The sequence below is a fragment of the Schleiferia thermophila genome (genome assembly GCF_003337435.1).
Classification (GTDB): domain Bacteria; phylum Bacteroidota; class Bacteroidia; order Flavobacteriales; family Schleiferiaceae; genus Schleiferia; species Schleiferia thermophila.
The window spans coordinates 89,937-114,164 of the sequence record NZ_QPJS01000002.1; the positions used below are offsets into that span (position 1 = coordinate 89,937).

22 protein-coding genes and 1 tRNA gene are annotated in these 24,228 nt (G+C 33.0%); 13 read left to right on the plus strand and 10 right to left on the minus strand.

Annotated elements, in window-relative coordinates:
- Positions 1–94: 94 nt before the first annotated feature.
- Together DES35_RS05550 and DES35_RS05555 are read right to left on the minus strand one after the other, a co-directional pair.
- Complete coding sequence (locus tag DES35_RS05550; RefSeq protein WP_051889431.1) at positions 95–1,021, minus strand: phosphoribosylaminoimidazolesuccinocarboxamide synthase; 927 nt, start codon at positions 1,019–1,021, stop codon at positions 95–97.
- A 9-nt stretch (positions 1,022–1,030) separates the two neighbouring features.
- Positions 1,031–2,026, minus strand: a complete 996-nt coding sequence (locus tag DES35_RS05555; protein WP_051889432.1) for a PhoH family protein — start codon at positions 2,024–2,026, stop codon at positions 1,031–1,033.
- A gap of 103 nt (positions 2,027–2,129) precedes the next feature.
- Between DES35_RS05555 and DES35_RS05560 the strand changes: the two genes are divergently transcribed.
- The 6 genes from DES35_RS05560 to DES35_RS05585 are packed head-to-tail and all read left to right on the plus strand — an operon-like array spanning position 2,130 to position 6,603.
- The gene (locus tag DES35_RS05560; RefSeq protein WP_037360351.1) at positions 2,130–2,957 is read left to right on the plus strand and encodes an SAM hydrolase/SAM-dependent halogenase family protein; all 828 of its coding nucleotides are present in this window, start codon (positions 2,130–2,132) and stop codon (positions 2,955–2,957) included.
- A complete protein-coding gene (locus DES35_RS05565) occupies positions 2,954–3,247 on the plus strand; it encodes a putative quinol monooxygenase (protein ID WP_037360437.1) in 294 nt (97 codons plus the stop codon). The genes DES35_RS05560 and DES35_RS05565 overlap by 4 nt, the downstream gene beginning before the upstream one ends.
- Entirely contained in the window at positions 3,214–4,104 is an 891-nt protein-coding gene (locus DES35_RS05570; protein ID WP_084180222.1) for a ChaN family lipoprotein, read from the plus strand. Before DES35_RS05565 ends, DES35_RS05570 begins: the two co-directional genes overlap by 34 nt.
- A 7-nt stretch (positions 4,105–4,111) precedes the next feature.
- Complete coding sequence (locus tag DES35_RS05575) at positions 4,112–4,933, plus strand: nucleoside phosphorylase-I family protein (RefSeq protein ID WP_037360353.1); 822 nt, start codon at positions 4,112–4,114, stop codon at positions 4,931–4,933.
- Positions 4,926–5,912 carry a spore photoproduct lyase family protein gene (locus DES35_RS05580; protein ID WP_051889434.1) on the plus strand — a complete coding sequence of 329 codons (987 nt, stop codon included), beginning with the start codon at positions 4,926–4,928 and terminating at the stop codon, positions 5,910–5,912. Before DES35_RS05575 ends, DES35_RS05580 begins: the two co-directional genes overlap by 8 nt.
- Positions 5,905–6,603, plus strand: a complete 699-nt coding sequence (locus tag DES35_RS05585; protein ID WP_037360356.1) for an SDR family oxidoreductase — start codon at positions 5,905–5,907, stop codon at positions 6,601–6,603. The genes DES35_RS05580 and DES35_RS05585 overlap by 8 nt, the downstream gene beginning before the upstream one ends.
- Here the strand turns inward: DES35_RS05585 and DES35_RS05590 are convergent.
- On the minus strand, positions 6,600–7,793 hold the full coding sequence (locus DES35_RS05590; RefSeq protein ID WP_114366074.1) for a phosphoglycerate kinase: 1,194 nt from the start codon (positions 7,791–7,793) through the stop codon (positions 6,600–6,602). The genes DES35_RS05585 and DES35_RS05590 overlap by 4 nt on opposite strands.
- 71 nt (positions 7,794–7,864) lie before the next feature.
- Here DES35_RS05590 and DES35_RS05595 point away from each other — a divergent pair, with 71 nt between their 5' ends.
- Positions 7,865–8,974, plus strand: a complete 1,110-nt coding sequence (locus DES35_RS05595) for a DNA polymerase III subunit (RefSeq protein ID WP_114366075.1) — start codon at positions 7,865–7,867, stop codon at positions 8,972–8,974.
- A complete protein-coding gene (locus tag DES35_RS05600) occupies positions 8,971–10,767 on the plus strand; it encodes a glycosyltransferase (protein WP_114366076.1) in 1,797 nt (598 codons plus the stop codon). Before DES35_RS05595 ends, DES35_RS05600 begins: the two co-directional genes overlap by 4 nt.
- On the opposite strand, the gene DES35_RS05605 is transcribed toward DES35_RS05600, so the two are convergent.
- The 4 genes from DES35_RS05605 to DES35_RS05620 are packed head-to-tail and all read right to left on the minus strand — an operon-like array spanning position 10,768 to position 16,066.
- Entirely contained in the window at positions 10,768–11,658 is an 891-nt protein-coding gene (locus DES35_RS05605) for a class I SAM-dependent methyltransferase (RefSeq protein ID WP_114366077.1), read from the minus strand. It abuts the gene before it with no gap.
- On the minus strand, positions 11,655–13,526 hold the full coding sequence (gene mnmG / locus DES35_RS05610; RefSeq protein ID WP_037360363.1) for a tRNA uridine-5-carboxymethylaminomethyl(34) synthesis enzyme MnmG: 1,872 nt from the start codon (positions 13,524–13,526) through the stop codon (positions 11,655–11,657). The genes DES35_RS05605 and mnmG overlap by 4 nt, the downstream gene beginning before the upstream one ends.
- A complete protein-coding gene (gene ybeY / locus DES35_RS05615; RefSeq protein ID WP_114366078.1) occupies positions 13,516–13,950 on the minus strand; it encodes an rRNA maturation RNase YbeY in 435 nt (144 codons plus the stop codon). Before ybeY ends, mnmG begins: the two co-directional genes overlap by 11 nt.
- Positions 13,937–16,066, minus strand: coding sequence for a hypothetical protein (locus DES35_RS05620; RefSeq protein ID WP_125039396.1), 2,130 nt, complete (start codon positions 16,064–16,066; stop codon positions 13,937–13,939). The genes ybeY and DES35_RS05620 overlap by 14 nt, the downstream gene beginning before the upstream one ends.
- Before the next feature lie 278 nt (positions 16,067–16,344).
- Between DES35_RS05620 and gltX the strand changes: the two genes are divergently transcribed.
- The 4 genes from gltX (at position 16,345) to amaB (ending at position 19,781) form a co-directional block, all read left to right on the plus strand.
- Positions 16,345–17,844 (plus strand): glutamate--tRNA ligase, encoded by a 1,500-nt coding sequence (gltX, locus tag DES35_RS05625; protein WP_037360368.1) that lies wholly within the window; start codon positions 16,345–16,347, stop codon positions 17,842–17,844.
- The gene (gene folB / locus DES35_RS05630; RefSeq protein ID WP_114366080.1) at positions 17,834–18,181 is read left to right on the plus strand and encodes a dihydroneopterin aldolase; all 348 of its coding nucleotides are present in this window, start codon (positions 17,834–17,836) and stop codon (positions 18,179–18,181) included. The genes gltX and folB overlap by 11 nt, the downstream gene beginning before the upstream one ends.
- A 3-nt stretch (positions 18,182–18,184) precedes the next feature.
- Positions 18,185–18,255: transfer RNA gene (locus DES35_RS05635), tRNA-Cys, on the plus strand.
- A gap of 14 nt (positions 18,256–18,269) precedes the next feature.
- Positions 18,270–19,781, plus strand: a complete 1,512-nt coding sequence (gene amaB / locus DES35_RS05640; protein WP_114366081.1) for an L-piperidine-6-carboxylate dehydrogenase — start codon at positions 18,270–18,272, stop codon at positions 19,779–19,781.
- A 194-nt stretch (positions 19,782–19,975) separates the two neighbouring features.
- Here the strand turns inward: amaB and DES35_RS05645 are convergent, their stop codons facing one another.
- A complete protein-coding gene (locus DES35_RS05645) occupies positions 19,976–21,403 on the minus strand; it encodes a toxin-antitoxin system YwqK family antitoxin (RefSeq protein ID WP_125039397.1) in 1,428 nt (475 codons plus the stop codon).
- Between the two features lie 444 nt (positions 21,404–21,847).
- On the opposite strand from DES35_RS05645, the gene DES35_RS05650 reads away from it, so the two are divergent.
- Positions 21,848–22,276, plus strand: a complete 429-nt coding sequence (locus DES35_RS05650; protein ID WP_037359263.1) for an RpiB/LacA/LacB family sugar-phosphate isomerase — start codon at positions 21,848–21,850, stop codon at positions 22,274–22,276.
- On the opposite strand, the gene DES35_RS05655 is transcribed toward DES35_RS05650, so the two are convergent.
- A complete protein-coding gene (locus DES35_RS05655) occupies positions 22,267–23,097 on the minus strand; it encodes a DUF3298 and DUF4163 domain-containing protein (protein WP_037359266.1) in 831 nt (276 codons plus the stop codon). The genes DES35_RS05650 and DES35_RS05655 overlap by 10 nt on opposite strands.
- 42 nt (positions 23,098–23,139) lie before the next feature.
- Positions 23,140–24,201 (minus strand): efflux RND transporter periplasmic adaptor subunit, encoded by a 1,062-nt coding sequence (locus DES35_RS05660; RefSeq protein WP_160171984.1) that lies wholly within the window; start codon positions 24,199–24,201, stop codon positions 23,140–23,142.
- Between the last annotated feature and the right edge of the window lie 27 nt (positions 24,202–24,228).

Consider the following 24,228-nt stretch of genomic DNA (forward strand, 5'->3'; position numbering starts at 1 on the left):
ACTTTTATCTGCAAACTAATAAAGAAACTATTTCAATTGTTTTGTTTTTTCACGTACCAGGGATATTACATATGTGTTTTCGAATTTTTCTCCATTAAAGGCTGGACAATATTTTTTGCACTATTTCACTTTGGCTTGGATAGGCAAATCTGTTGAACTTTTTTCCGGTAATCATTTCGTAAAGCAGCATATACCTTTCGCTGATTTCGAGTACTTTTTCATCTGTCATTACTGGTATTTTATCCCCCGGCCGGCCCTGAAAACCGTTTTCAATCAACCATTGTCTGACAAATTCTTTGGAAAGTTGCTGCTGAGCGAGTCCTTTTGATTGCCGCTCATTATACTCATGCCGGTAAAAATACCGCGACGAATCCGGTGTGTGAATTTCGTCAATAAGAACCAGATTACCTTCTTTATCTTTTCCAAACTCATACTTTGTATCTACTAAAATAAGCCCTCTGTTTGCTGCCAGCTGCGAACCATGTTCAAATAGTTTGAAGGAATAATCTACAAGTGTGTCCCACTCTTTTTCGGTTACAATGTTTCTTTTCAAAATTTCTTCTGCCGAAATATCCTGATCGTGCACTCCTACGGCTTCCTTTGTAGTCGGTGTAATGATCGGCTCGGGAAGCTTGTCGTTTTCTTTCAAGCCTTCAGGTAGTTTTATGCCACACAACTCTCTGCTGCCCGCCTGATATACACGCCAGGCATGGCCTGCGAGATAACCTCGCACCACCATTTCTATTTTGATCGGTTCTGCTGCATATCCGATACTGACAAATGGCAACGGTGAGCTGATGTACCAGTTGGGTACCAGGTGTTTCGAGGCTTCCAGAAAATGAGTAGCAATTCCATTCAATACAGCTCCTTTGTAGGGAATCGACCTTGGTAAAATCACATCAAAGGCAGAAATTCGGTCGGTAGCAATCATAGCCACCTTTCCAGATTCAAAAAAATAGACATCTCTAACTTTTCCTCTGTAGAAATGTTTCACTCCGGGGATTTCTAAGCAATCGCTCATTAAAATTTTTTAAATCATATTAATATCTTCGGGATTGACTTTTCTGATGCCTGTGTGTTCATATTTGTTGTACTCATTGATGATTTTTTTGACCAATTTATGTCTGATCACATCCATCTCATCCAATTTCACAACAGCAATTTCTTTTATTTCCTTCACGATTTTCAGTGCCTGAATCAGACCTGATTTTTGGTTTTTTGGAAGATCAATTTGTGTAAAGTCCCCTGTTATCACAAATTTGGCCGATCTTCCCATTCTGGTGAGAAACATTTTCATCTGAGCCTCTGTAGTGTTCTGTGCTTCATCCAAAATCACAAATGCATTGTCAAGCGTTCTACCCCGCATAAAAGCCAATGGGGCTATCTGAATAACCCCTGTTTCCATATACATAACCAATTTTTCGTGGGGTATCATGTCCAGCAGAGCATCGTAAAGAGGCTGAAGGTATGGATCCAGTTTTTCCTTCAAATCACCAGGTAAAAATCCGAGATTCTCCCCAGCCTCCACCGCCGGCCTGGTCAAAATAATTCTCTTCACTTGTTTATTTTTAAGAGCGCGGACTGCCAGCGCTACAGCGGTGTAAGTCTTTCCAGTGCCCGCGGGGCCCACAGCAAATACCATATCGCTTGTTTCTACGGCATCTATTATTTTTTGCTGATTTGGAGTTTGTGCTTTGACGATGTGACCATTTACACCGTACAAAAGCACTTTTTCCCTGGCACTTTCGCTGAGCATCTTATTTCTCTCCTCTGCAGAAGACACCAATATTCTCTCCAGTTGATGCTCCGAAATAGATTGAAATCTCTCTAAGTGCGTAATGATGTGTTCGATCTTTGATTCAAAATCGATTAAAATTTCTTCCGGACCACTGGCTCGTAATTCATTGCCTCGGGCAGTAATCTTCAAGGCTGGAAAATGCGCTTGTATGATGTTAAGGTATTTATTATTGGTTCCATAGATCTTGCCCGGCAAGGATTTTTCTAACTCTAAAGCCTTTTCTGTCAAATGCTTATCTGTTTTTTTGTGAAATGATTACTTAAAACCTCTTATCTTAACTTTGTCTGCAAAATAAATGTTTTCCAGCCACTAATCAAAGCCCACTACCGGAATGTCCATCATCACATTAACCTCCGACTATGGATTAAGGGATCATTTTGTGGCTTCACTTAAATCATTGATTTACCAACATTACGAAAATTGCAGAATCATAGATATATCTCATCAAATATCTACTTTCAAAGTAGCCGAAGCAGCTGCACTCCATCTGCTTTGCAAACCTTTCTTTCCTGAAAAAAGCATTCATCTGATTTGTATAAACGAAAATCCACCCAACTCCACGGCCAAAATTCTTTGCTCTATGGTCGAAGGTCAATACTATATTTCATTTAATAACGGTTTTATTCCAAGTATCAATTTTTTTTCCACTCCTGTTAAGGTCGTTGAAATTCCGGTTAATTCCGGGGATAGACATACATGGAAAGCACAGACATTGGCCAAAGCTGCTGCCTCCCTAGCAAGGGGAGCCTCACTGACCGACATAGGGATTGAAACACAAGACATCGGAACTCCTTTTTTTCAACAGCCATTTGCTAAGAATAGTGGTCAGCTCTTTGTTGGACAGGTCATTTTTATTGATGAATATGGAAATGTTGTCACTAACTTTCACAAAAAGCTATTTGAAAAAATTTTGCTTAAATCACCCTTTGAAATCATAATTCGCAACCACGCTACAAAAAAAATCATTGGTTCATATGAAGAGCTTTCATCAATCAATGAATCTGAGATGTTTGCTATATTTAATGCATCTGGTTTTCTGGAACTGGGGTTGAAAAACAGTGCAAATACGCATCAACCTAAAGGATATGCGAAAAGTATAGGCATTTCCAGTTTGTTTGGGATTAAACACAACGACTTGGTCAATATACATTTAATATGATACGGATCGTAAAAATGACTTTTTCAGAACATAAAACTGAGGATTTTCTCAAACTTTTTGATGCAACCAAAGATTTGATCCGAAATCAGCCCGGCTGTAAAGGTTTAAAGCTTATTCGCAACTTAAATCAACCAAATGTGTTTTTTACCATTTCGATTTGGGAGGATGAAAAAAGTCTGGAAAACTACCGAAACAGTGAAGTATTCAAAACTGTTTGGACTCAGACAAAACGCTTATTCGCAGATAAACCTGAAGCATGGAGCACAGAAGAAATTTTCCATTTAGAATAAGACCGATAGTATTTATTACCTTTTTTGGACTGTCGCTGCATTTAAATGCACAGAAAAAACCGGATTTGTTTAAAATTTTTAACAGTAAAGGGAAAGAGGTTTCCTGGAAAAAACTTGTAAACACTGCTCGTACCTCAGATCTGGTCTTTTTCGGAGAATATCACGATGACCCGATAATTCACTATTTGCAATTACAAGTACTCAAAGAACTTTCCAAGACTGTCAGAAACCTCGCCCTGGGATTGGAAATGATAGAATGGACGGATGCTGACCTACTTGAAAAATATGTATCACACACCATTGATGAACACACATTTTTAAAAAATGCAAAGTCATTGTGGACCAATTATTCCACAGATTATGCTCCAATGGTGAAATGGGCTGTAGACAACAAAATTGTTGTATTTGGTTCAAACGTTCCGAGAGCCTGGGCTTCCGGTGTATACAAATATGGTTTCACCTATCTGGACACGATTCAGTCCGAACTTAAATCGAAACTGCCACCTCTTCCAATCCCTTTTGAACCGGACCTTCCCGGCTATAAAAAAATGCTTGAAATGGTACCTGGTCATGGAGGAGAAAACTTTCCTAAAGCGCAGGCAATTAAAGACGCATCCATGGCCTGGACCATAGCAAAAAAACTTGCTGATGGACATACGGTCCTTCACCTTAATGGTGCCTATCATACTCTGAATTTCGAGGGGATTATTTGGTACATCCAGCAATATACATCCAATGTGAAAATAATTTCAATAACTACGGTAAGACAAAATCAAATTCAAAAATTGGAAAAAGAACACAGAGGTAAAGCGGATTTCATCATTGTCGTTCCGTCAGATATGATCAGAACTCACTAACAGAAACATGAACGAACTTTTACTTGTTTTTGCTACCATTCAAGAGGCAAAGCCCTTTATAGAGATCACTGATGCCAAAAGTAACCGAAAAAGGCCATTTATTCATACGGCAACCGACGAAAATACTTCTATTCTGATCACCGGAATAGGGGTTTTCAATGCGAGCATTCGCTTGACAGAATACCTTTCTACACAGCCACTTCCTTCCCTAGTAGTTAATGTTGGATTGGCTGGAAGTTTTGGTTTAATCCAGGGTCAGTGGTACAAAGCATCTGCAATCAGTTATTACGATAGCAAAACACATTACACAGATATCATATGTCGAGAAGAAAAATACGCACATTTGCATACGGTAAATACACCAGCTGACAAAGTAAAAATGGCTGAAAATCCAAACTGGATGTACGACATGGAGGCCTATGGTCTATTTGCGTCTGCAAGATATTTTCTTAACCATCATCAATTTCAGATTTTCAAATATATTTCTGACAGGGACGGCACATTAGTATCGATTAAAAACTCTCTATCCGGCTATACAGATTTATGCCCGATGGTTTGGTCCGGAGTAAAACAATTATTTCAGAAAATTATGTCTTTTAAAAATGACGAAAGTACAATGCATTCATTTAGAGATAAATTTGAAGTATTTTGTACAAAAAACAGACTTTCTTTTAGTCAAAAAAATTTATTAATGGAACGTCTTACATATTTAAAAAATTTAGGATTTAAAGAAGTAGTAGACACACTTCTTCAAAAATCCTATCGTGAATTTACCGATAGAGACAGGAGATTTGCTGAAATACTTAATGAGTTAAATAAATATGAATAAAAAAGTAATTTATATAGAAAATACACTCGTAGAAAATGAATATGCCGCCGTTGTAAAAAAAATTCATCCTGAACATATCGAATTTATTGACTCTTATAAAGACGTCTTAAACCAAAAAGGTGGGAACTGGCGCTTCCAAAAAAACTATCAATCCATCATTTTAGCAAAAAGAAGGGACACATTCTTCTATAAAGCAAGTCCTTTAACTCAAGTGATCGAATCGAAAAACTTTTACTACAATACCCTGGCAATCAATTGTCTTTTTGACTGTGAATACTGCTATTTACAGGGAATGTTTACGACTCCTCATCTTGTATTGTTTCTCAACAATCAGGACTTTATATGCGAAACCCGAAAGTTAAGCAGCTCCCTGGGTGAGCCTTTTTACATGGCTATTTCTTACGATACAGATTTACCAGCTCTTGAACATTGGTACCCCTATTGCTCGGAGTGGATAGATTATGCAGCTTCCGACCCCAACATTACCATCGAAATACGGTCAAAAAGCGGCTTGAAATCTCATTTTTCTACAAAGAAACCTTTGAAAAATGTGATCCTTTCCTGGAGTATTTCACCCAATGAAATACTATCGGCATATGAACACTCTACACCTTCTCTTGAGCACAGAATTAAAGCAATCAATCACGCGATCTCTCAGGGTTGGAGAGTAATGCTGTGTATTGACCCGATTATCAAAATAAAAGGATATCAGGAAATCTACTCTCGTTTTATAAAATATATTACCCAGATAATTGATCTGAAAAAAATTTATGGGTTTAGCATAGGAACCTTCAGAATGCATACCAACTATCTAAACAACATCCGAGCACAAAGACCGGAAAGTTCCTTATTGTGGTATCCCTATGAAAGAAATCATCAGCATGCAGGTTATCCAGAAAATGAGAAGAAAAAATTGATTCAGCTTGTAAAATTTGAATTAGAACAAATTGGTGTTACAAAAATCTTTGAATATGAATAAAAATGTCATTATCACCGGGCATTCTAAAGGAATTGGTAAATGTATTGTTGACAAATTATTAGAAACGGAAAACTTCTCAATTACGGGAATATCTAGAACAGTTGTTGGAAACATAAAAATCCGCGAAATCTCCTGTGACTTATCCAATATAAATGAAAGTAAAAAATTATGTCGGATGCTCTCTGATATGGATGCCCATATCTTAATACTCAACGCTGGAGCCAATGTGATAAAACCGGCCGAATCCTATTCACTGGAAGAAATTGCTGAAATTGAAATACTCAATTTCATCTCCCCATCTCTGCTCATTAAGACCTTTTTGCCAAAACTAATAAAAAACAAAGGCCATGTGATTGTGATTGGCAGTTATTCAGGTCTTGAAGTAAAAAAATGGAACAACTATTACGGAGCTGCTAAAGCTGGACTGCATCATTTAACCAGAAACCTCTTTGAACAATATCGGAACAGCGGTCTGAAAACAACTTTGATAATTCCAGACATTGTAAATTCAGGCTTCTACAGCAAAAGCGAGGTTAACCCTGTAAACGATCCTATCTTTTCAATACAACCGGAAGAGTTAGGAAAGTTGGTTTTAGAGTTACTAGAAAATGCTACTGATTACATTCCTTTTGAAATAGTGGTAAGGCCTCAGCGATTTAGATTGGACAAAAAGCTTCCCAAACCTGACTAATCATTTAGGATAGCAGCTATTCCAGGCAGGGTAATGCCTTCAAGGTACTCAAGCATGGCTCCACCTCCTGTTGAGACGTAAGAAACCTGGTCTTCCAGTGAGAATTTTTTTACAGCAGCTACAGAATCACCCCCACCTACTAATGTAAAAGCTCCTGATTTGGTGGCTTCAGCAATCATTTTTCCAAGTTCCAACGTACCTTTTTCGAACCTCTTCATTTCAAATACGCCTACAGGCCCATTCCACAGGATAACTTTGGAATTGCTTAGTACCTCATGATATTTTCGTATTGTTTCTGGTCCTACATCCAAGCCCATCATTTGATCTGGAATAGAGTCAATGGCAGTAATGCACACTTCTCCATTCTCAGAAAATTCAGAAGAATTTACGGAGTCAATTGGTAAAATAATAGCTACACCCAAGCGTTTTGCTTCATCTAAAATTTCTTTAGCTTTTTCCAGCAGGTCATCCTCGACCAATGATTTGCCCACATTACCTCCCAAAGCTTTTACAAAAGTGTAGGCCATTCCTCCGCCTATAATGATGTTATTCGCCCTTTGCAGCAAATTTTGAATGATACCCAATTTTGTCGAAACTTTTGCACCACCGATAATGGCTGTTACAGGCTTTTCGGTAGCCTGAAGCACACGTGAAACATTTCGTATTTCATTAGCCATTACATATCCAAAAGCTTTTTTTCCTGGAAAAAATTTAGCGATTATTGCAGTCGAAGCATGCGCTCTGTGTGCCGTTCCAAACGCATCATTTACATAGAAATCTCCGTGCATTGCCAGCTTTTGAGCAAACTGCTCATCACCCGCTTCTTCCTCAGCATAAAATCTAAGATTTTCCAATAGCAATACTTTACCTTTTGAAAGAGATTTTGAAAGAGTGTATGCACTCTCGCCAATGCAATCATCGGCAAACAGCACTTCTTTACCCAAATGACGTTGAATAGCAGATATTGTATGTCGTAGTGAAAACTCCTCAGCAGGGCCTTTTTTAGGTCTTCCTAAATGTGACATTAATATCACCGAGCCACCGTCTTGCAATATTTTTTGAATAGTAGGTATGGTAGCTTTAATTCTAGTGTCATCAGTTACCTGTAAATTTTTATCGAGTGGAACATTGAAATCAACTCTGATCAATACTCTTTGATTTGAAAAATTAAAATCATCTATTGTTTTCATTTCTGAATATATTTACGGCTACAAAGAAACAAAAGCGATTAAAAATTACTGTAAAAATTTAGTTTCCGATTATGTGGAGTTTCTCAAAGTTGTTTTCAAACAAAGAAAAATTAGAAAATCTGAAGAACAATGTTATACAAAATCGAATCAGCCATGCACAATTGTTCTATGGACATGAAGGCAGTGAAGTATTGCCTGCAGCCTTTGCTTACATTAAATATATTTTTTGTGAAAATAAAAAAGAATCCGATGCCTGCGGCCAATGCATCTTTTGTAAACAAGTAGAAACCTTATCCCATCCTGATTTCAGGATGATCTTGCCTTTTCCATCTATAAAAGATAAAATTGAGTCATCTAAAGATGTTCTATCTGACTTTAGAATAGAATTCAAAAAAAACCCTTATATGGATTTAATGCAGTTTGGACAAAAATTAGCTCAGGAAAAAAAGAGTTTTGCAATTCCAAAAAGAGAATGCTCGGAACTAATACATTTCTTGAATTTAAAATCTTATTATGGGGGAAGAAAAGTAGTATTAATTTGGTATCCAGAGTTGATTAATACGGAAGGAATGAATACTATTTTAAAGACCTTGGAAGAACCGAATGGTTCAACATTAATTTTATTAGTATCATACGATATCCATAGTATTTTGCCAACTGTATTAAGCAGATGCCAAAAGACATTTTTCAATAAGCCAAACACTCAAGAGGCAAAAGCTGCCCTTGAAAATCACTTAAATACAGTATATTCAGAGGATTTTGAGGCACTTAGCATTCTTACAGACTCACATATGGGTTTAATGGCTGAAATGCTGATGAACAAAAATCCTGTTGGTGAATACGAACATTATTTTGAAGCATTCAGACAGTATATTTTTGGGATTAAAAACAATTATCTTGAAATTCTAGAATTCATAGAACAACTCAACAATAAAGGCAGAGAGACCACAAAATACTTTTTATTATTTTTTCTGAATAAAATTAGTACAAAACTCAGGTCAAGATCAGCTGTAAATTATCATATATTTCAAATGTTTTCAGAAATCATTGAACGAAGTATTTTTTTAGTAGAAAGAAATGTTTCTATAAAAATGACACTTTTGTCAATGATTATAAAAATGAGTAAAGTTTATCGATATCACAATAAGTCCAACCGTATACATGAAATAATAGAAATATGAAAAAAATAAACAATAAAACAATTCTTTTTGAAGTATCCTGGGAAGTAGGAAATCAATTGGGAGGAATTTACACCGTGATAAGAAGTAAATTGCCCTCTATTACAAAAGTTTTTGGTGAAAATTATTGTTTACTTGGGCCGTTAATTAACGATTCCATCAGTGCAGAATTTGAAGAAATAGACGACAGTTTGGATTTTTTTTCAAAAACAGTTAAGGGTTTAAGAGATTTAGGGTTTGAAGTCAGATATGGCCGATGGCTCGTCAGTGGAAGACCTAAAATTATTTTAATAAACCCTATCGCTGTATACAACAGATTGGATGTGTTCAAGCGCCATTTGTTTCAGGATTTCGCAATAGAACCCAGAGATAATGACGATTTGTACGATCAAGTTATAATGTGGTCAGATACATTGAGATCCTTTTTCCGTATCGTCAATCAGTTTAAGGGGACACATACAGTAATTGCTCACTTCCATGAATGGATGGCATCTATACCAATACTCGATATCAAAAAAGAAGGTCTTAAGATTAAAACCGTCTTTACAACTCATGCCACCATGCTTGGACGTTATTTGGCCATGAACGATCCGGAATTTTATCAAAAATTGCCATATTACAATGCTGAAGAACATGCGCGTAGATTCGGTATCACATCCATGTATCAGATTGAAAAGCTTTCTGCCCAAAATTCTGATACGTTTACAACAGTAAGCGAACTCACCGCAAACGAATGTCTTTATTTATTGGGCAAAAAGCCTGATGTAATTACACCTAACGGATTGAATTTGGCCAGATTTTCAGCGAATCACGAAATTCAAGTACGTCATGAAAATTACAAAAAGAAAATTCAAACATTTGCAATTTCTCACTTCTTTCCCAGCTATACGTTTGACTTATCTAAAACACTTTTTTTCTTTACCTCTGGCAGATATGAGTACAAAAACAAAGGATTTGATGTAACCATTGAAGCTTTGAAAAATCTCAATAAACTGATGATAGAGGCCAATATCGATCAGACTATAATTACCTTTTTTATTACTAAATCACAAACCTGGAATATTCTGCCTGATGTACTGGAACAAAAAGCTAAACTTGATGAAATAAAAAATACTTGCTCAGCCATTGAACAACAAATAGCTGAAAAACTATTTTACAAAGCTGCTTCAACACATGACCACAACCTGCCTGATTTGAACGAGCTGGTTGATGAATATTGGAAATTAAGATATAGACGCACTATAATTAACTGGAAATCAAATAAATGGCCTATAATTGTAACACATAATCTCGTAAACGACGTTGACGATCAAATATTAAATGGTTTACGATTTCATCAGCTTTTCAACAGTCCTTTTGACAAAGTAAAAGTAGTTTATCACCCTGATTTTATCGTATCTACCAACCCCCTTTTTAGCATGGATTATGGACAGTTTGTCCGCGGTTGTCATTTAGGAATCTTTCCAAGCTACTACGAGCCTTGGGGTTATACTCCTTTAGAATGTATTGCTAGAGGAGTACCTGCAGTTACTTCAGACCTATCTGGATTTGGAAGGTATGTAATGAATATGGAAGAAGATTTTTACAACAGTGGAGTATATGTCCTAAAAAGACTGGAAAAGACTCATCAGCAATTGGTATCTGATTTGACTAAATTTTTGTTTCAATTTGTAAAAATTTCTCAACGTCAGAGAATGATAATGAGAAATAAGCTGGAGGATTTTAGTGAAAATTTTGACTGGAATAATCTTATTCAATTCTATATTGATGCGTATGAAAAATCCATGACAACTTGACTAATTTTTTTTGAAAACATATAATAATGAAGAATAATTTCCATCTTTTATAGCTAAAATATTGCTGTATAGACCCATTAAAAAACCCCTGAACATAGGAACTTTATTTTTTTTGATTTTTTCACTTAAATACGATATATAGAAAGCATCAAAATACAGTGGCTTGATTTTCAAAATGTCAAATCCATTGGATTCCACAAATTGTACAATGGAATCCTTTCTGAAATGATGATAATGTATTGGAACATCCCAAGCCGCCCATTCAGAGCTGTAGTAAAAACAATCATAACTATCAGGGTTTGGGAGTGCTATGACCAATAACCCATTAGGTTTTAATTTACTTCTGAATACTTCCAGATTAAAATTCGGATTTTGTAAATGCTCAAATACATGAAATAACGAAATTACATCAAACGTCTTCTGTAATGAATAAAACTCATTGACAGAATATACAATTTTTCCATTATTTTTCAGCGATTTGACAAGATGCTCATCAAATTCCACTCCTTCTGCATGTATAGAATTTCTAATTGCTGTGTCAATAAAACTTCCATTTCCACAGCCATAATCCAGAAGATTAAAAGTCTTATTATTGCCAATATTCCTTTTAAGTAATTTTATTTTTTGATATGCATTTATATTTCTTATTTGATTGTATAAAAAGCCAAAAAAGCTTTCGGATTTAGTGGTCACGGCATGAGAGTCATAATTTTGAAAATTGTAGTAATCATGGATTTCTGATTCCTTTATCTCCGGAAACGTTTTTATGACTCCGCAATTTGTACATTCAAATAAGCTGAATTTTTCAAACGTTGAACGCCAGGCAATAGGTTTTTCATTCCTCTCAACCCAATGTTTATTTCCACAAAGCGTACATGTTGCATCATTCATCGTCCCATAAAAATTAAAATAATATTTATATCTGAGGGATTAATACCACTTATTCGTTGTGCTTGACCAATGGTTTGTGGACGTATTTTTTTTAATTTTTCCCTTGCCTCAGAACTAAGTGATTGTATTTTATCATAATCAAAAGTATAGGGTATTTCAAGATTTTCGTATTTATATAATTTTTCCGCTAATTCCTTTTCTTTTTGTATGTATCCCTGATATTTAATAAATATTTCGGCCGAAGTAATAATTTCTGAATCTAGTTTATTTTCTTCAATGTATTCACTCAAAGGTTGAAGGGTTTTAAATTCATACAATGTAATATTTGGTCTTGAAATTAAATTGATGAGCTTCAAACTCTGTTTAATTGGGGTTGAATTGTTTTGAAGCAAAATAGGATTTACTTCAGTCGGTTCCACACTTAAATCCTGTAAAAAATTAATTAATTTATTTCGTTTAGTATATTTAAGGCAAAATTCCTGATATCTGCTTTCATCAATTAGACCAATCTGATAACCTATAGGTGTAAGTCTTTCATCAGCATTATCCTGCCTTAGGTGCATTCTAAATTCTGATCTGCTGGTAAACATACGATATGGTTCATCCGTACCTTTAGTTATCAAATCATCAATTAGCACACCGATATAGGCTTCATTGCGTTTAATTGTAATTTGCTTTTCACTGTGTGCTGATTTATGTGCATTAATACCTGCGACAATGCCTTGAGCAGCTGCTTCTTCATAACCAGTAGTACCGTTGATTTGTCCGGCAAAAAACAGACCTTCAACTAATTTAGTTTCAAGAGTATGTTTGAGCTGTGTTGGTGGAAAATAATCGTATTCTATAGCATAGCCTGGTCGAAAGAATTTTGCATTCTCAAAACCTGGAATTTTTCTAATTGCATTATACTGGATTTCAGCAGGGAGAGAAGTTGAAAATCCATTAATATACATCTCATAAGTGCGTCTTCCTTCTGGTTCAATAAATAGTTGATGACGGTCTCTGTGAGCGAATCTATTTATTTTGTCTTCAATTGAGGGACAATACCTTGGACCAGTACCTGAAATTTGGCCAGTAAACATGGGACTTTCATCAAATCCTTCTTTTAATAGATCGTGAACTTCCGGCGATGTATATGCTATGTAACAAGGTAATTGGTCAGATACCGGGGAGGTATTCGTAAAGCTAAATTTTCCAGGATTATCATCTCCATATTGTATTTCAAATTTTGAAAAATTTAATGACCTCCCGTCAACACGTGGAGGTGTGCCGGTTTTCATTCTCCCATAGTCAAATCCTACTTTAATTAAGCTTTCCGTAATGCCTCTAGCAGAACCTTCGCCCATTCTTCCCCCTCCAAATTTATTTAATCCAACATAGATCGTACCATTTAAAAAAGTGCCATTGGTAAGTACAACAGATTTTGCAAAAAATTCTAAATTTAAATTTGTTCGAACCCCAATAATTCTATCGTTTTTTATAATCAGGTCGGTCACCATATCTTGAAAGAAAGAAAGATTTTGCAGAGATTCTAGTTGAAACCTCCAATCGGCTGCAAACATCATTCGGTCATTTTGTGACCGCGGTGACCACATTGCTGGACCCTTTGATTTATTCAGCATTCTGAATTGTATTGTGCTATTGTCTGATACAATTCCACTAAGTCCACCAAGGGCATCAATTTCCCGAATGATTTGTCCTTTCGCAATACCACCCATTGCAGGATTACAGCTCATTTGACCTATGACCTGCATGTTCATAGTAATCAACAAAGTCCTGGAGCCAAGCTTAGCGGCAGCAGCAGCAGCTTCATTTCCTGCATGTCCAGCTCCTACCACAATAACATCAAAATTTCTATTAGGTACCATTTTTTAGTGTTTCACGTGAAACATTGAAAAACTTTTTTAAAATAAGATTTTCGAAAGAAGTCATTTTTTCTTTTTCTTCAAATGTGTGATCGTTGAAACCAGCAGCGTGCAATAAACCATGAATGTACAATCTGTAGAGTTCTGTTTTAAAATTTTCTCCTTCCTTAAGATCGCTTTTTAAATATTCAGAAGAAAAATAAATCTCAACATCTTTAAATTTTTTAATAGTATAAGAAAATGTAATAACATCTGTGGGATAATTGTGTAGCAATGAAGAAGAATTAAGTTCAGTAATTTTATCAATGCTTAAATCATATAATGAAATTTTTCTAAACTTTACATTAAACAGATTACTACATATTTCAGTAATTTCATTTAAATCTCCAACTTTGAGATATTTACAATTAGAATTAATAGAAAACATTTTTCTTCTTACGCAATGTTTGTTTTTTTATTATTAAAAGATTTTCTGGTTTATCGTAGGTAAGTTTAAATGGTTCTGTTTCAATGGTATTTACATAATTTCCTTTTCGCTTATTATCAAAATCAGGGTTGATTCTTTCCGTTCTGGAATAATCAAGCCATTTGATTTTCCGTTTAAAAACAGAATCCTGATTATCATAATTTCCAATTTTATTTATAAGTTGTTTTTCTATTTCCTCCAAAGATAAACTGTTTCCATTATGACCTTTATTATTGTTTTCATTTTTTATATCATTAGTATTTCCATCATCTTTTGAATTAGATGTATTACCTTTTCCATTCTTGTTCTCCCCATTTTCTTGTTCACTATCATTATTCCCCGAATTACCATCACTTAAAATATCGGATAAAAGCTCACTTAATCCAGGTTTTTTAGAGTTTCCATTACTATCCGAACAATTCGAATTTTGTTTGTTTTCTCCTGACATTGAATTCAAAACTTCTCTATTTTTTAATACATTGTAAATTTTTACTGTTAAATTATTAATTCGATACCGTACTTCTAAAATATCTGAATTTTTGTTTTCTGCAAGATTCTTAATACTCAGAATATCTAAGGATAGAATTTCACCTATTTTTCTGTTTTTATTTGATAAAACATTAAGGGAGTCAATGACCGATAACAAAGATGAAACCCGAATTAATTGACTGGTATTTCTATAGATGTTTTTATCAATATTTAGACTTATTAGATTTAAATTCACCAGATAATTTTCTAAATTGATAACATCTTCCGCCGTTAAAACATCACCATCACTTTCATTAGGAGTGTTGATGCTGTTCCTTTTATTCATAAATTTATTCAAGTTGTTATTCAATTTTTTCTCTTCATTATTTATATTTTTAGTATCTAATTGTTTATTAGAAATCTCTTTAAAAATTTCATTCAATTCTTTAAGATCTTGTTTTATATCATTTTTTATTTTTAAATCGTTCGAATTGTTAAAAATTTTCATTTGTTTTAGTAAATACTCTTTAATATCCAAATACACTTTCTTTTCTATTAATGTACTATTGTAAAATAAGTCTAAGGTTTTTATCAAATTATTTAGATCTTCAAAAATGTCATCATGCATTGAATTATTATTAATATCATTACCATCAAAAGAATCAGAAGTTTCGTATGAATAATCAACTGAAGTTTTATTATTTAATACAATAAAGGTTTTTTGATTTAAAATATTTTCTGCCATTACTCTGAAAATACCACTGTTACTACTATTGAGTATCATGCTAAATCCTAATCCACTTAAGTTTCTTTTTTCTTCATTCACTTCCAATCTTTTTAAACCATATAAATCAGAGATATAAATCTTATATCCTTGATCATATTCTTCATAATTAATGCTTGGAGCTATAGGTTGACTTCCTTTAAAATAATATTGAACACTATCAGTTATTTTATCATTACTAAATACAATATTAATAACCGTATCTTTTTTTAATGAAAAATTTATTTGTTTTCCTTTTTCTGTAGCATTATCTAAATTTAAATAAATACTTATCTTAGAATCAATGAAAGCATCAATAATAAATTCATTTTTAAATTTTTTATTATAATTTTCACCAAAACGAACATCGACAATTGAATTTATAATTTTTGGCTTTTTAACAACATCAAAATAAATTTTTTTATTATAGTTCCCTAAATTTAAAGTAATGTAATTATTTTGGCCATTTACAAATCCTAGATAAATAGTATTAGTATTTAACAGACTGAAATTTCCTTGATACCCAATACTGATATCTTCAGAGATTTTATCCGTCATAACAATTAAACTATCACCTTCTAGGTAAAGACTTTTATTGGTAACTATATTGAATTTTTTTAAATATGTATCATAAACAGAAGTTTTTAAAGGATTAATAACTTGATTATTTAATATTGATACAACAGTAATAAACAATAATGTAAAAAAAACAAAAATTATAACATCTTTTAATTTAATAAATGATTTTTTTAATCTGCTTTGTAGCTCAATATTTTTAAAAACAGAATTTTTATTTTCCAGATCTTTTATAAACCTCCAATTTAAGAAGCTTTCTTTTTCAAGCAAAATTTTATTTACTAAAAAATTGAATTTGAAAATCCTCGTAAACAGAATATACACAATAACTGCACTTAATACAAAATAAAATAAAAATGATACAACTTTAAAAGAGGTTTCAGTAAATTTAAATGAATTATTAAAAATAATTAAGTAATATAATAAGGTATTTATACTGAAATACAATAAAACAAATATGATCAGGGGCAACACAACTATTGCCGTATTCAACATCTTCCACTTTTCCGTATGTCTAATCACAATTATACATTTGTGCAAAATTACGAATGATACGAGTAAGATTCGCACCAAGCCCGACGGGACCTCTTCATATGGGTGGTCTTCGTACCGCACTCTACAATTATCTGTTAGCAAAGCAATGCGGAGGTAAATTTATTCTTAGGATAGAAGATACTGACCAAAGTAGAACAGTAGAATATGCAGAAAATTATATTATTGAAAGTCTTAAATGGTTAAAAATTATACCCGATGAAGGCTTTGAAGCATCGGAACGGGACCAGTACAAACAATCGAAAAGAAGAGAAATCTATAAAGAATATGCATATCAATTAATTGAGAAGGGATTTGCTTATTATGCATTTGACACTCCAGAAGAATTAAACGAAATCCGGCAAAGGGTACAGCAACCGGGTAAAAATTGGCAATATGACTCTATATCCAGACAATATATGAAAAATAGTCTCACTTTACCAGAAGATGAGACTAAACGATTAATTGAGCAAGGCACACCATATGTAATTCGTATAAAGACTGAAAGAAATCAGGAAGTTAAAATTAACGATTTAATCAGAGGACCGGTAATCTTCAATACAAATGTTCTCGACGACAAAATTTTGCTAAAAAGCGATGGTATGCCTACCTATCATCTTGCCAATGTGGTCGATGATCACCTAATGAACATTAGTCATGTGATTCGTGGTGAAGAATGGCTTCCATCTACTCCTATTCATGTACTTTTATACGAATACCTAGGAATTAAACACAAAATGCCTGAATTTGCCCATCTCCCACTATTACTTAGACCTGATGGCAATGGAAAATTAAGTAAGCGAGACGGTGAAAAATATGGATTTCCAGTTTTTCCGCTTTCAATCCCCTCAGATAATGGAACTATCGTACCGGGTTATAGGGAACTAGGATTTTTACCAGAAGCCTTTATAAATGTTCTAGCCTTATTAGGTTGGAATCCGGGTACGGAAAAGGAAATCTACACAATGGAGGAACTTATAAATGATTTTTCAATTGAAAAAGTTTCTAAATCAGGTGCTAAATTTAATTATCAAAAATGTTTATGGATCAATCATGAACACCTCAAAAAATCAGAAACAAATTATATTAAAGAATATATAATTTCAACATACAAGGATATATCTTTCGACGATATTATCTTAACAAAAGTAATTGAAACAGATAAAAAAAGAGTGAATTTATTGACTGAAATTTTGGATGACTACCGACGAGCTATAGATTTTAATTATGTAAAAAATAATATATCAAAAAATAGTTCAGAAATTAACGTTAAAATTCTTTCGAATTTTTATGAATTTATCCATACAAAAATTAACGATATAAATGGAGAATTAGATATAGAAAAAGTAATCAAACTATACATAAAAGATAACAAAATTAAATTTCAGGAAATTGGAATTCCCTTAAGAATTGCAACTTTTGGAATTAAAACAGGGCCTTCAATTTCAGAAATATATTATATCTTAGGAAAAACAGAATTTTTTAACAGAGTTAAAACAATTACAGATGACTTTTGAAATCAGGATTAGCAAAATAAAATTTTACTCGTATAACGGATGTTTAAAAGAAGAATCGCTTATCGGTGGGGAATATATTTTTAACATAAATATTCAAGCTAAAAATACATCATATATTACAGATGAATTACATAAAACTGTAAACTATTCAGAAGTGTATAAAATAACTGAAGAAGAATTTCAAAAGAGTTATAAATTAATAGAAACTCTTGCCTACAAGGTGTTCAAGCGTATTAAAAAGCTCCCAGGAGTTATCAATTGTAAGATTGAGTTAAAAAAAATAAATCCACCTATTAATGGAAATGTTGAAGAAGTTTCTGTTATATTTGCAAGCTGAAATGGTTCTGTGGCCGAGTGGCTAGGCAGAGGTCTGCAAAACCTCGTACACCGGTTCGAATCCGGTCGGAACCTCTAAGCACATTATTATGTTCTTCCAATTTAATGAAAATGAAACCCTTCCAGGAGCATTAAGCTGTTATCATAAATATACAAGTAACGACCTCCTATATTCTACATCACCTATAGATAATACCTTATTAGCAAGAGTTTCTTGTATTAACGCTGAACAGTACGAAAAATTTGTACAAATAGCACAAGAAAATTTTCTAAAATGGAGAAACATACCGGCTCCTCAAAGAGGCATTTTTGTTAAACGATTTGGCCAGGAAGTCCAAAATAAAAAAGGAGAATTAGCGCAATTAATAACTCTTGAAATGGGAAAACCCATCAGAGAAAGTCTTGGAGAAGTTCAGGAAATAATTGATATATGTGATTTTGCTGTAGGTCTATCAAGACAATTATACGGTTTAACAATACAGTCCGAAAGACCGGAACATAAAATGATTGAAAACTGGCATCCATTGGGATTGGTTGGCATTATTACAGCTTTTAACTTTCCAATGGCTGTGTGGGCTTGGAATAGCACTATATCCTGGGTCTGTGGAAATGTAAATATTTGGAAACCCAGTGAAAAAACACCCCTTTGTGCATTGGCATTGCATAAAATAGTTTCTAATCTGGTAAGAGAAATGAATTTACCCGATATTTCATTTGTCTTCACCGGAGATTATAAAATTGGAGAGCAATTATCCTTGGATAAAAGGATTCAATTAATTTCAGCTACTGGTTCTACACGAATGGGCAGACAAGTAGCAAGAAATGTAGCTTCACGACTAGGAAAATACTTGCTGGAATTGGGAGGAAACAATGCTATTATTATTACAGAATCTGCTGACTTCAATTTAGTGATACCATCTGTTGTTTTTGGAGCAATTGGTACGGCAGGCCAGCGTTGTACATCAACAAGGAGATTAATAATCCAGGAATCAATCTATGAGAGAGTTAAAGAAGCCCTAGTACACGCATATAAACAGGTCAAAATAGGTGATCCCAATGATGAGCAATATCACTACGGCCCATTGATTGATGAGAATGCCGTCATTTTATATGAAAAGTCCATCCAATCCGCAGTATTTCATGGTGGAAAACTGCTTTATGGAGGTAAAAGAATTGAATCCTCTGAACTTAAGTCTAAAAACTACGTATTACCCACATTGATTGAAGTAGAAAAAGACAATCCAATCGTCCAGGAAGAAACGTTTGCTCCAATATTATATCTTTTAAAATACAAAACAATACAAGAAGCCATAGAAATAAATAACCAGGTTGCACAAGGATTATCATCTGCCATTATGACTTTGAATCTCAGAGAATCTGAGCTATTTACATCCCAAAACGGTAGCGATTGCGGCATAGCCAATATTAACATAGGAACATCCGGAGCAGAAATTGGTGGCGCATTTGGTGGAGAAAAAGATACCGGAGGAGGACGCGAAAGTGGTAGTGATTCCTGGAAAAATTACATGCGAAGACAAACAACAACAATCAATTATGGGATAAATCTACCATTAGCACAAGGAATTAAGTTTGAAATTTAAAAAAATAATATATACAATATTTTCGAAATTGTACAAATTTATTAATGTCCTGGTTATAAGACTATTTAATAAAAAATAGCCTAATTATTGATAAAATCCATACACCACAATTTACATCTTTTACATTATCAGTTATGTTACATTTTTCTATGATAGAAAATAAATGTAAAATAGTATTCTTATAACTTTAATTATTACAATTTTTTTCCGTTTATCTTTACAGTAATGTCATCTTTATATTCTACTGTCAGATATTTGTTGCCATTTAAATCAAAATAGTTCCATACTCCATTGCGTTTGCCACTCTTATAAATGCCTCTGATTGATACTTTTCCATTTAGATGAAAATATGTAGCAGGTCCATTGGCCAAGTCTTCTATGTAAAAAACCTCAGAAACGAGGATACCCTCAGAGGTATATGATTTCCATTTATTAACCTTCCTATCATCTTTATAAGCACCTTCTTCAATAAAATTATTAACCTTTCGGATATATCTTCCGTTTTTTAAGCCGTAATCATATTCTAAAATTAAAATTGTATCGCCATTGCAATCATATTCAACAGAAATTCCATCTAATTTACCATCTACAAAGTTTGAGATTTTTCTAATTTGTTGATTTATACAATAGTATTTCCATACGCCTTCAATTAATCCTTTTCGGTAAACGCCTTCTTCAGCTAAGCTACCATCTTCAAAATAATACCTCCAATGACCATCGGGCAAATCGTCATTATAATGTCCAATACTTTTTATTTTCCCATTTTCATAATATTCAATCCATTTTCCATATCTTTTTCCATTTGAATCAAACAGTCCTTCAGCCATTATCCTTCCATTATAATCATAAATTTCACTTTTAAGTAAATCCCCGTTTGTATCAAAGAAATCATGCCTTCCTACAGGTATGGAATCAAACACATAAAAACCTGATTTCTTTTTATTGAAAGTACCTGTAAAATATTCAACTTTATTAGTAAGAAGATTAGAACTTTTTACATTATCCATTAAATTATCATTTTCCCATATTTCATATCTTATCAATTCGCCACTTTTGGCATAATACTTAAACATTCCATTTTTTTTTCCATTTTTGTAAAAACCTTCAACTTTAATGGTATTATTATCATGTAATTGAACAAAAATACCATTTAGAAGTCCATCAGAATTTTTTTGATTTACCTTTAGTTCTTTAAATAAAATACCTTTTTTATAATATAGTAATTTAGACAATTCACCTTTTTCATCGAATTCAAAACCTAATCCATCTTCCAGTCCATCTTTATATTCAATAATTTTTCGAATAAAATTATCCTCATAATAAAATTTTTTTCCATAGATTAAATCGTCACTATAAAAACAAGAATCGATAAGTACTCCATCTATAAAATTTAAGCTACTTCCATTCTTAAATCCATTTTTATACTCCGTTATATTGGATATATTACCTAATGAGTCATAAAAGATCCATTTTCCATCCAGAAGATAATTCACTCTGTTTCCTTCACTTGCTTTTACACCGTTGGGATGAAATGAAATCCAGTATCCATCGGGTTTATTGTTTCTCATAAAACCTATACTAGCCACTTTTCCGTCAGGATAGAAGTACTTAACTTCAGTCAAAACATCGCTGCTTTGACTATTAACAAATTTCACCACAGATAAATAAAAAATAATGAAAAGTATGTTTTTGATAGGTATTATTATTAGGGTGTTAATTGTGTTAAAAAATTATTATCTAAAAACTTGATTTTCTCTGTATTCAAAATTAATCCACAACTTTTAACACACAAAATTTAATTAATGTATTGAAATTCAAAATATTATTATTTAAATTGTTAGCTGTGAGTAATTACAATCAACATGTTTTGTTAGTAAAATTACAGTTGTTTGACTGTTTGTTAATTAGACTTAAACTAAGGCTACCGGTTTTAAAAAATTTTATAACTGAGATTTTGTATCTTTAAGCGATGTTGATATAGAGAACATAGCTCATATAATAAAAAAAATTAATCTCTAATTTTTCAACAGTTTTCAACACCTACATTTGTATAAATGTCCATAATGATGAAAATAGCCATAGCCAACGACCATGCAGGTTATTCATTGAAAGTGAAAATATTAAACACTTTAAACGAGTATCAATTCATTGACCTTGGTGCAGATACCGACCAAAGCGTAGATTATCCGGATTTTGGACACGCACTGGCAAATGAGGTGGAGAGAGGAAATGTAAACTTTGGAATAGCCATTTGTGGAAGTGGTAACGGTATAAATATGACAGTAAATAAACATAAAAACATAAGAGGTGCTTTATGTTGGAATGTAGAAATAGCCAGATTAGCCAGATTACACAATGATGCAAATATTGTTTCGTTACCTGCAAGATTTTTGTCTGATAATGATGCAATTGAGATTGTCCGTGTATTTTTAAATACCGATTTTGAGGGGGGTAGACATATAAACCGCGTAAGAAAAATACCTTGTCAAGTTTGATGTTTTCTTACAAAAGCCTGTAACACTTCGGATTTTATGTATGGAAATACGTCAGAAAGTGGGACTTGTATTTCTATAATACCTTCACTATATGGAGCGATTTCATACCTGTTGTAAATAAAATGTAGTAAATTATCTCTTATATAATAATTATCTGGAATATAAAATTTGTCGGCATTGAAATAAAAGCCAGATTCACTTAAAGATGACTTTGCATCCAATTTGTATTTTTTTCTAAAAATTTGCTCACATAGAGATAAAAATTCTTTCGACATATCGAATGCAGAATCGACACGTACTTTTGCACCATCAAATAAGTTGTAATTGACATATTTTATATATTCATTACCATGTGCTCCACCTCGGTAGCTATAGTAATTTATTTCTACTGTTAAAAGTCCTAAATTATTGTTTACTACATTTATTGTATAATTTACTTCCCAAGGTAAAAAGTAATCCTTTATTGTACTGATTAAATTTTTATATTCATCCAGCAATACATCAATTAAATCGTCAATATTCTTAGCTGTAGCTGCTTCATTACCTTCTATCATTAAGATTTCATTTATGATATCCAGTTCAATATTTACGGCCTTTTGGTCTGTAATGCCGGACTTAATGTCTAAAGATTGGATTTGAATTTTTGCACACTGCATATTTTCATTACTGCAGGTACCAACTTCTTTACTTCTGGTTACAATAGTGTATTGTACTGAGTCAATCAAATTGTTATCAGATTTTTCAATAGTTTCTTCTGACTGACAAGCATTAACTATAATAAATAAAAATAAGGTAAATGGATACAGTTTTAACTGCTTCATAAAACGATTTAATTTAAATCAAAAGTAATAACTTTTCATAAGTCAGCTCTCTTCAAAAAGTTTGGCTCTTAGAATTTCTACTCCTTCTACAACAGCATTATTAATAGTTTGCTCATCATCTATAGTGTTGAAAATAATGTCTTTATATGTTCTTTTGATTAGATTTATTTCTTTTAGGACAAACGTTTTATCATCTTTTTTAATAAATATATAATTTTTATTGTCAATGAATATCAAGGTTTCCTTAGGAAGTATAAATGCTTTTAGAAAACCTCCTTTTATCAAAACCTGTACTTGCTGGCCTACAATAAATGCGTAATTGGTATCGGTTAAATGGCAATGGACATGGACCAATTTTGATGTTTCATCAATAAACGGACTGATATTAATCACTTTAGCGTATGTTACTAAATTGCCGTTGGCGTCCTTTACTATTAGAGTATCGTTGAGGTCTATTTTTTTTGAGATATCAAGATTTACAAACAATTCAACGTGAACATGATGTATATCCAGTATACTGAACATAAGTGTATTTGGTTGTACAAGACCTCCTGAATTTACAAAGATACTTTTAATATAACCATCTACCGGTGATTTAATTGCTACCTGACTATAGGTTTTACCATCTTTTACATTTTTTGGAATTAAGTTTATGTCTATCAATAGTTTTTCTATTGATTTAAGTTGTGCTCTTGTACTGTAAAAGGTGCTTTTAGCTACTTCCAATGTACGTGCAGAAGTTGCAGAATCATTAAATAATTTTAATTGTCTTACATATTCCAAAGAATCCGTTTGATATTGTGTATAGACACGTAAAAAATCCTGTTGAATGGTCATAATATCAGGATGTGAAAGATAACATATCACGTCGCCCTTTTTAACAAATGAACCTTGGTAAACAGATAATTCTTTTACAAATCCGGGTATAAGGGAATAGACAGAATGAATACTTTGGGGGGGTGCAGATATCAGACCAATAAATTCTAGTGTATCAAAATAGTTCTGTTTTTCTAAACTTGTAACAGTAATTTTGGATAGAAACAACGAATCTGTTTCTTCAATTTTTATGACATTGTCATCTCCATCAAGTCTTTCTTTTTGCAATTGATTATTACACGATAGAAATGTAAT

Coding starts and splice junctions, on each gene's coding strand:
- DES35_RS05550 (WP_051889431.1), bottom strand. CDS start 1,021: ATGAGCGATTGCTTAGAAATCCCCGGAGTGAAACATTTCTACAGAGGA.
- DES35_RS05560 (WP_037360351.1), top strand. CDS start 2,130: ATGTCCATCATCACATTAACCTCCGACTATGGATTAAGGGATCATTTT.
- DES35_RS05565 (WP_037360437.1), top strand. CDS start 2,954: ATGATACGGATCGTAAAAATGACTTTTTCAGAACATAAAACTGAGGAT.
- DES35_RS05570 (WP_084180222.1), top strand. CDS start 3,214: ATGGAGCACAGAAGAAATTTTCCATTTAGAATAAGACCGATAGTATTT.
- DES35_RS05575 (WP_037360353.1), top strand. CDS start 4,112: ATGAACGAACTTTTACTTGTTTTTGCTACCATTCAAGAGGCAAAGCCC.
- DES35_RS05580 (WP_051889434.1), top strand. CDS start 4,926: ATGAATAAAAAAGTAATTTATATAGAAAATACACTCGTAGAAAATGAA.
- DES35_RS05585 (WP_037360356.1), top strand. CDS start 5,905: ATGAATAAAAATGTCATTATCACCGGGCATTCTAAAGGAATTGGTAAA.
- DES35_RS05590 (WP_114366074.1), bottom strand. CDS start 7,793: ATGAAAACAATAGATGATTTTAATTTTTCAAATCAAAGAGTATTGATC.
- DES35_RS05595 (WP_114366075.1), top strand. CDS start 7,865: ATGTGGAGTTTCTCAAAGTTGTTTTCAAACAAAGAAAAATTAGAAAAT.
- DES35_RS05600 (WP_114366076.1), top strand. CDS start 8,971: ATGAAAAAAATAAACAATAAAACAATTCTTTTTGAAGTATCCTGGGAA.
- DES35_RS05605 (WP_114366077.1), bottom strand. CDS start 11,658: ATGAATGATGCAACATGTACGCTTTGTGGAAATAAACATTGGGTTGAG.
- mnmG (WP_037360363.1), bottom strand. CDS start 13,526: ATGGTACCTAATAGAAATTTTGATGTTATTGTGGTAGGAGCTGGACAT.
- ybeY (WP_114366078.1), bottom strand. CDS start 13,950: ATGTTTTCTATTAATTCTAATTGTAAATATCTCAAAGTTGGAGATTTA.
- gltX (WP_037360368.1), top strand. CDS start 16,345: ATGATACGAGTAAGATTCGCACCAAGCCCGACGGGACCTCTTCATATG.
- folB (WP_114366080.1), top strand. CDS start 17,834: ATGACTTTTGAAATCAGGATTAGCAAAATAAAATTTTACTCGTATAAC.
- amaB (WP_114366081.1), top strand. CDS start 18,270: ATGTTCTTCCAATTTAATGAAAATGAAACCCTTCCAGGAGCATTAAGC.
- DES35_RS05650 (WP_037359263.1), top strand. CDS start 21,848: ATGAAAATAGCCATAGCCAACGACCATGCAGGTTATTCATTGAAAGTG.
- DES35_RS05655 (WP_037359266.1), bottom strand. CDS start 23,097: ATGAAGCAGTTAAAACTGTATCCATTTACCTTATTTTTATTTATTATA.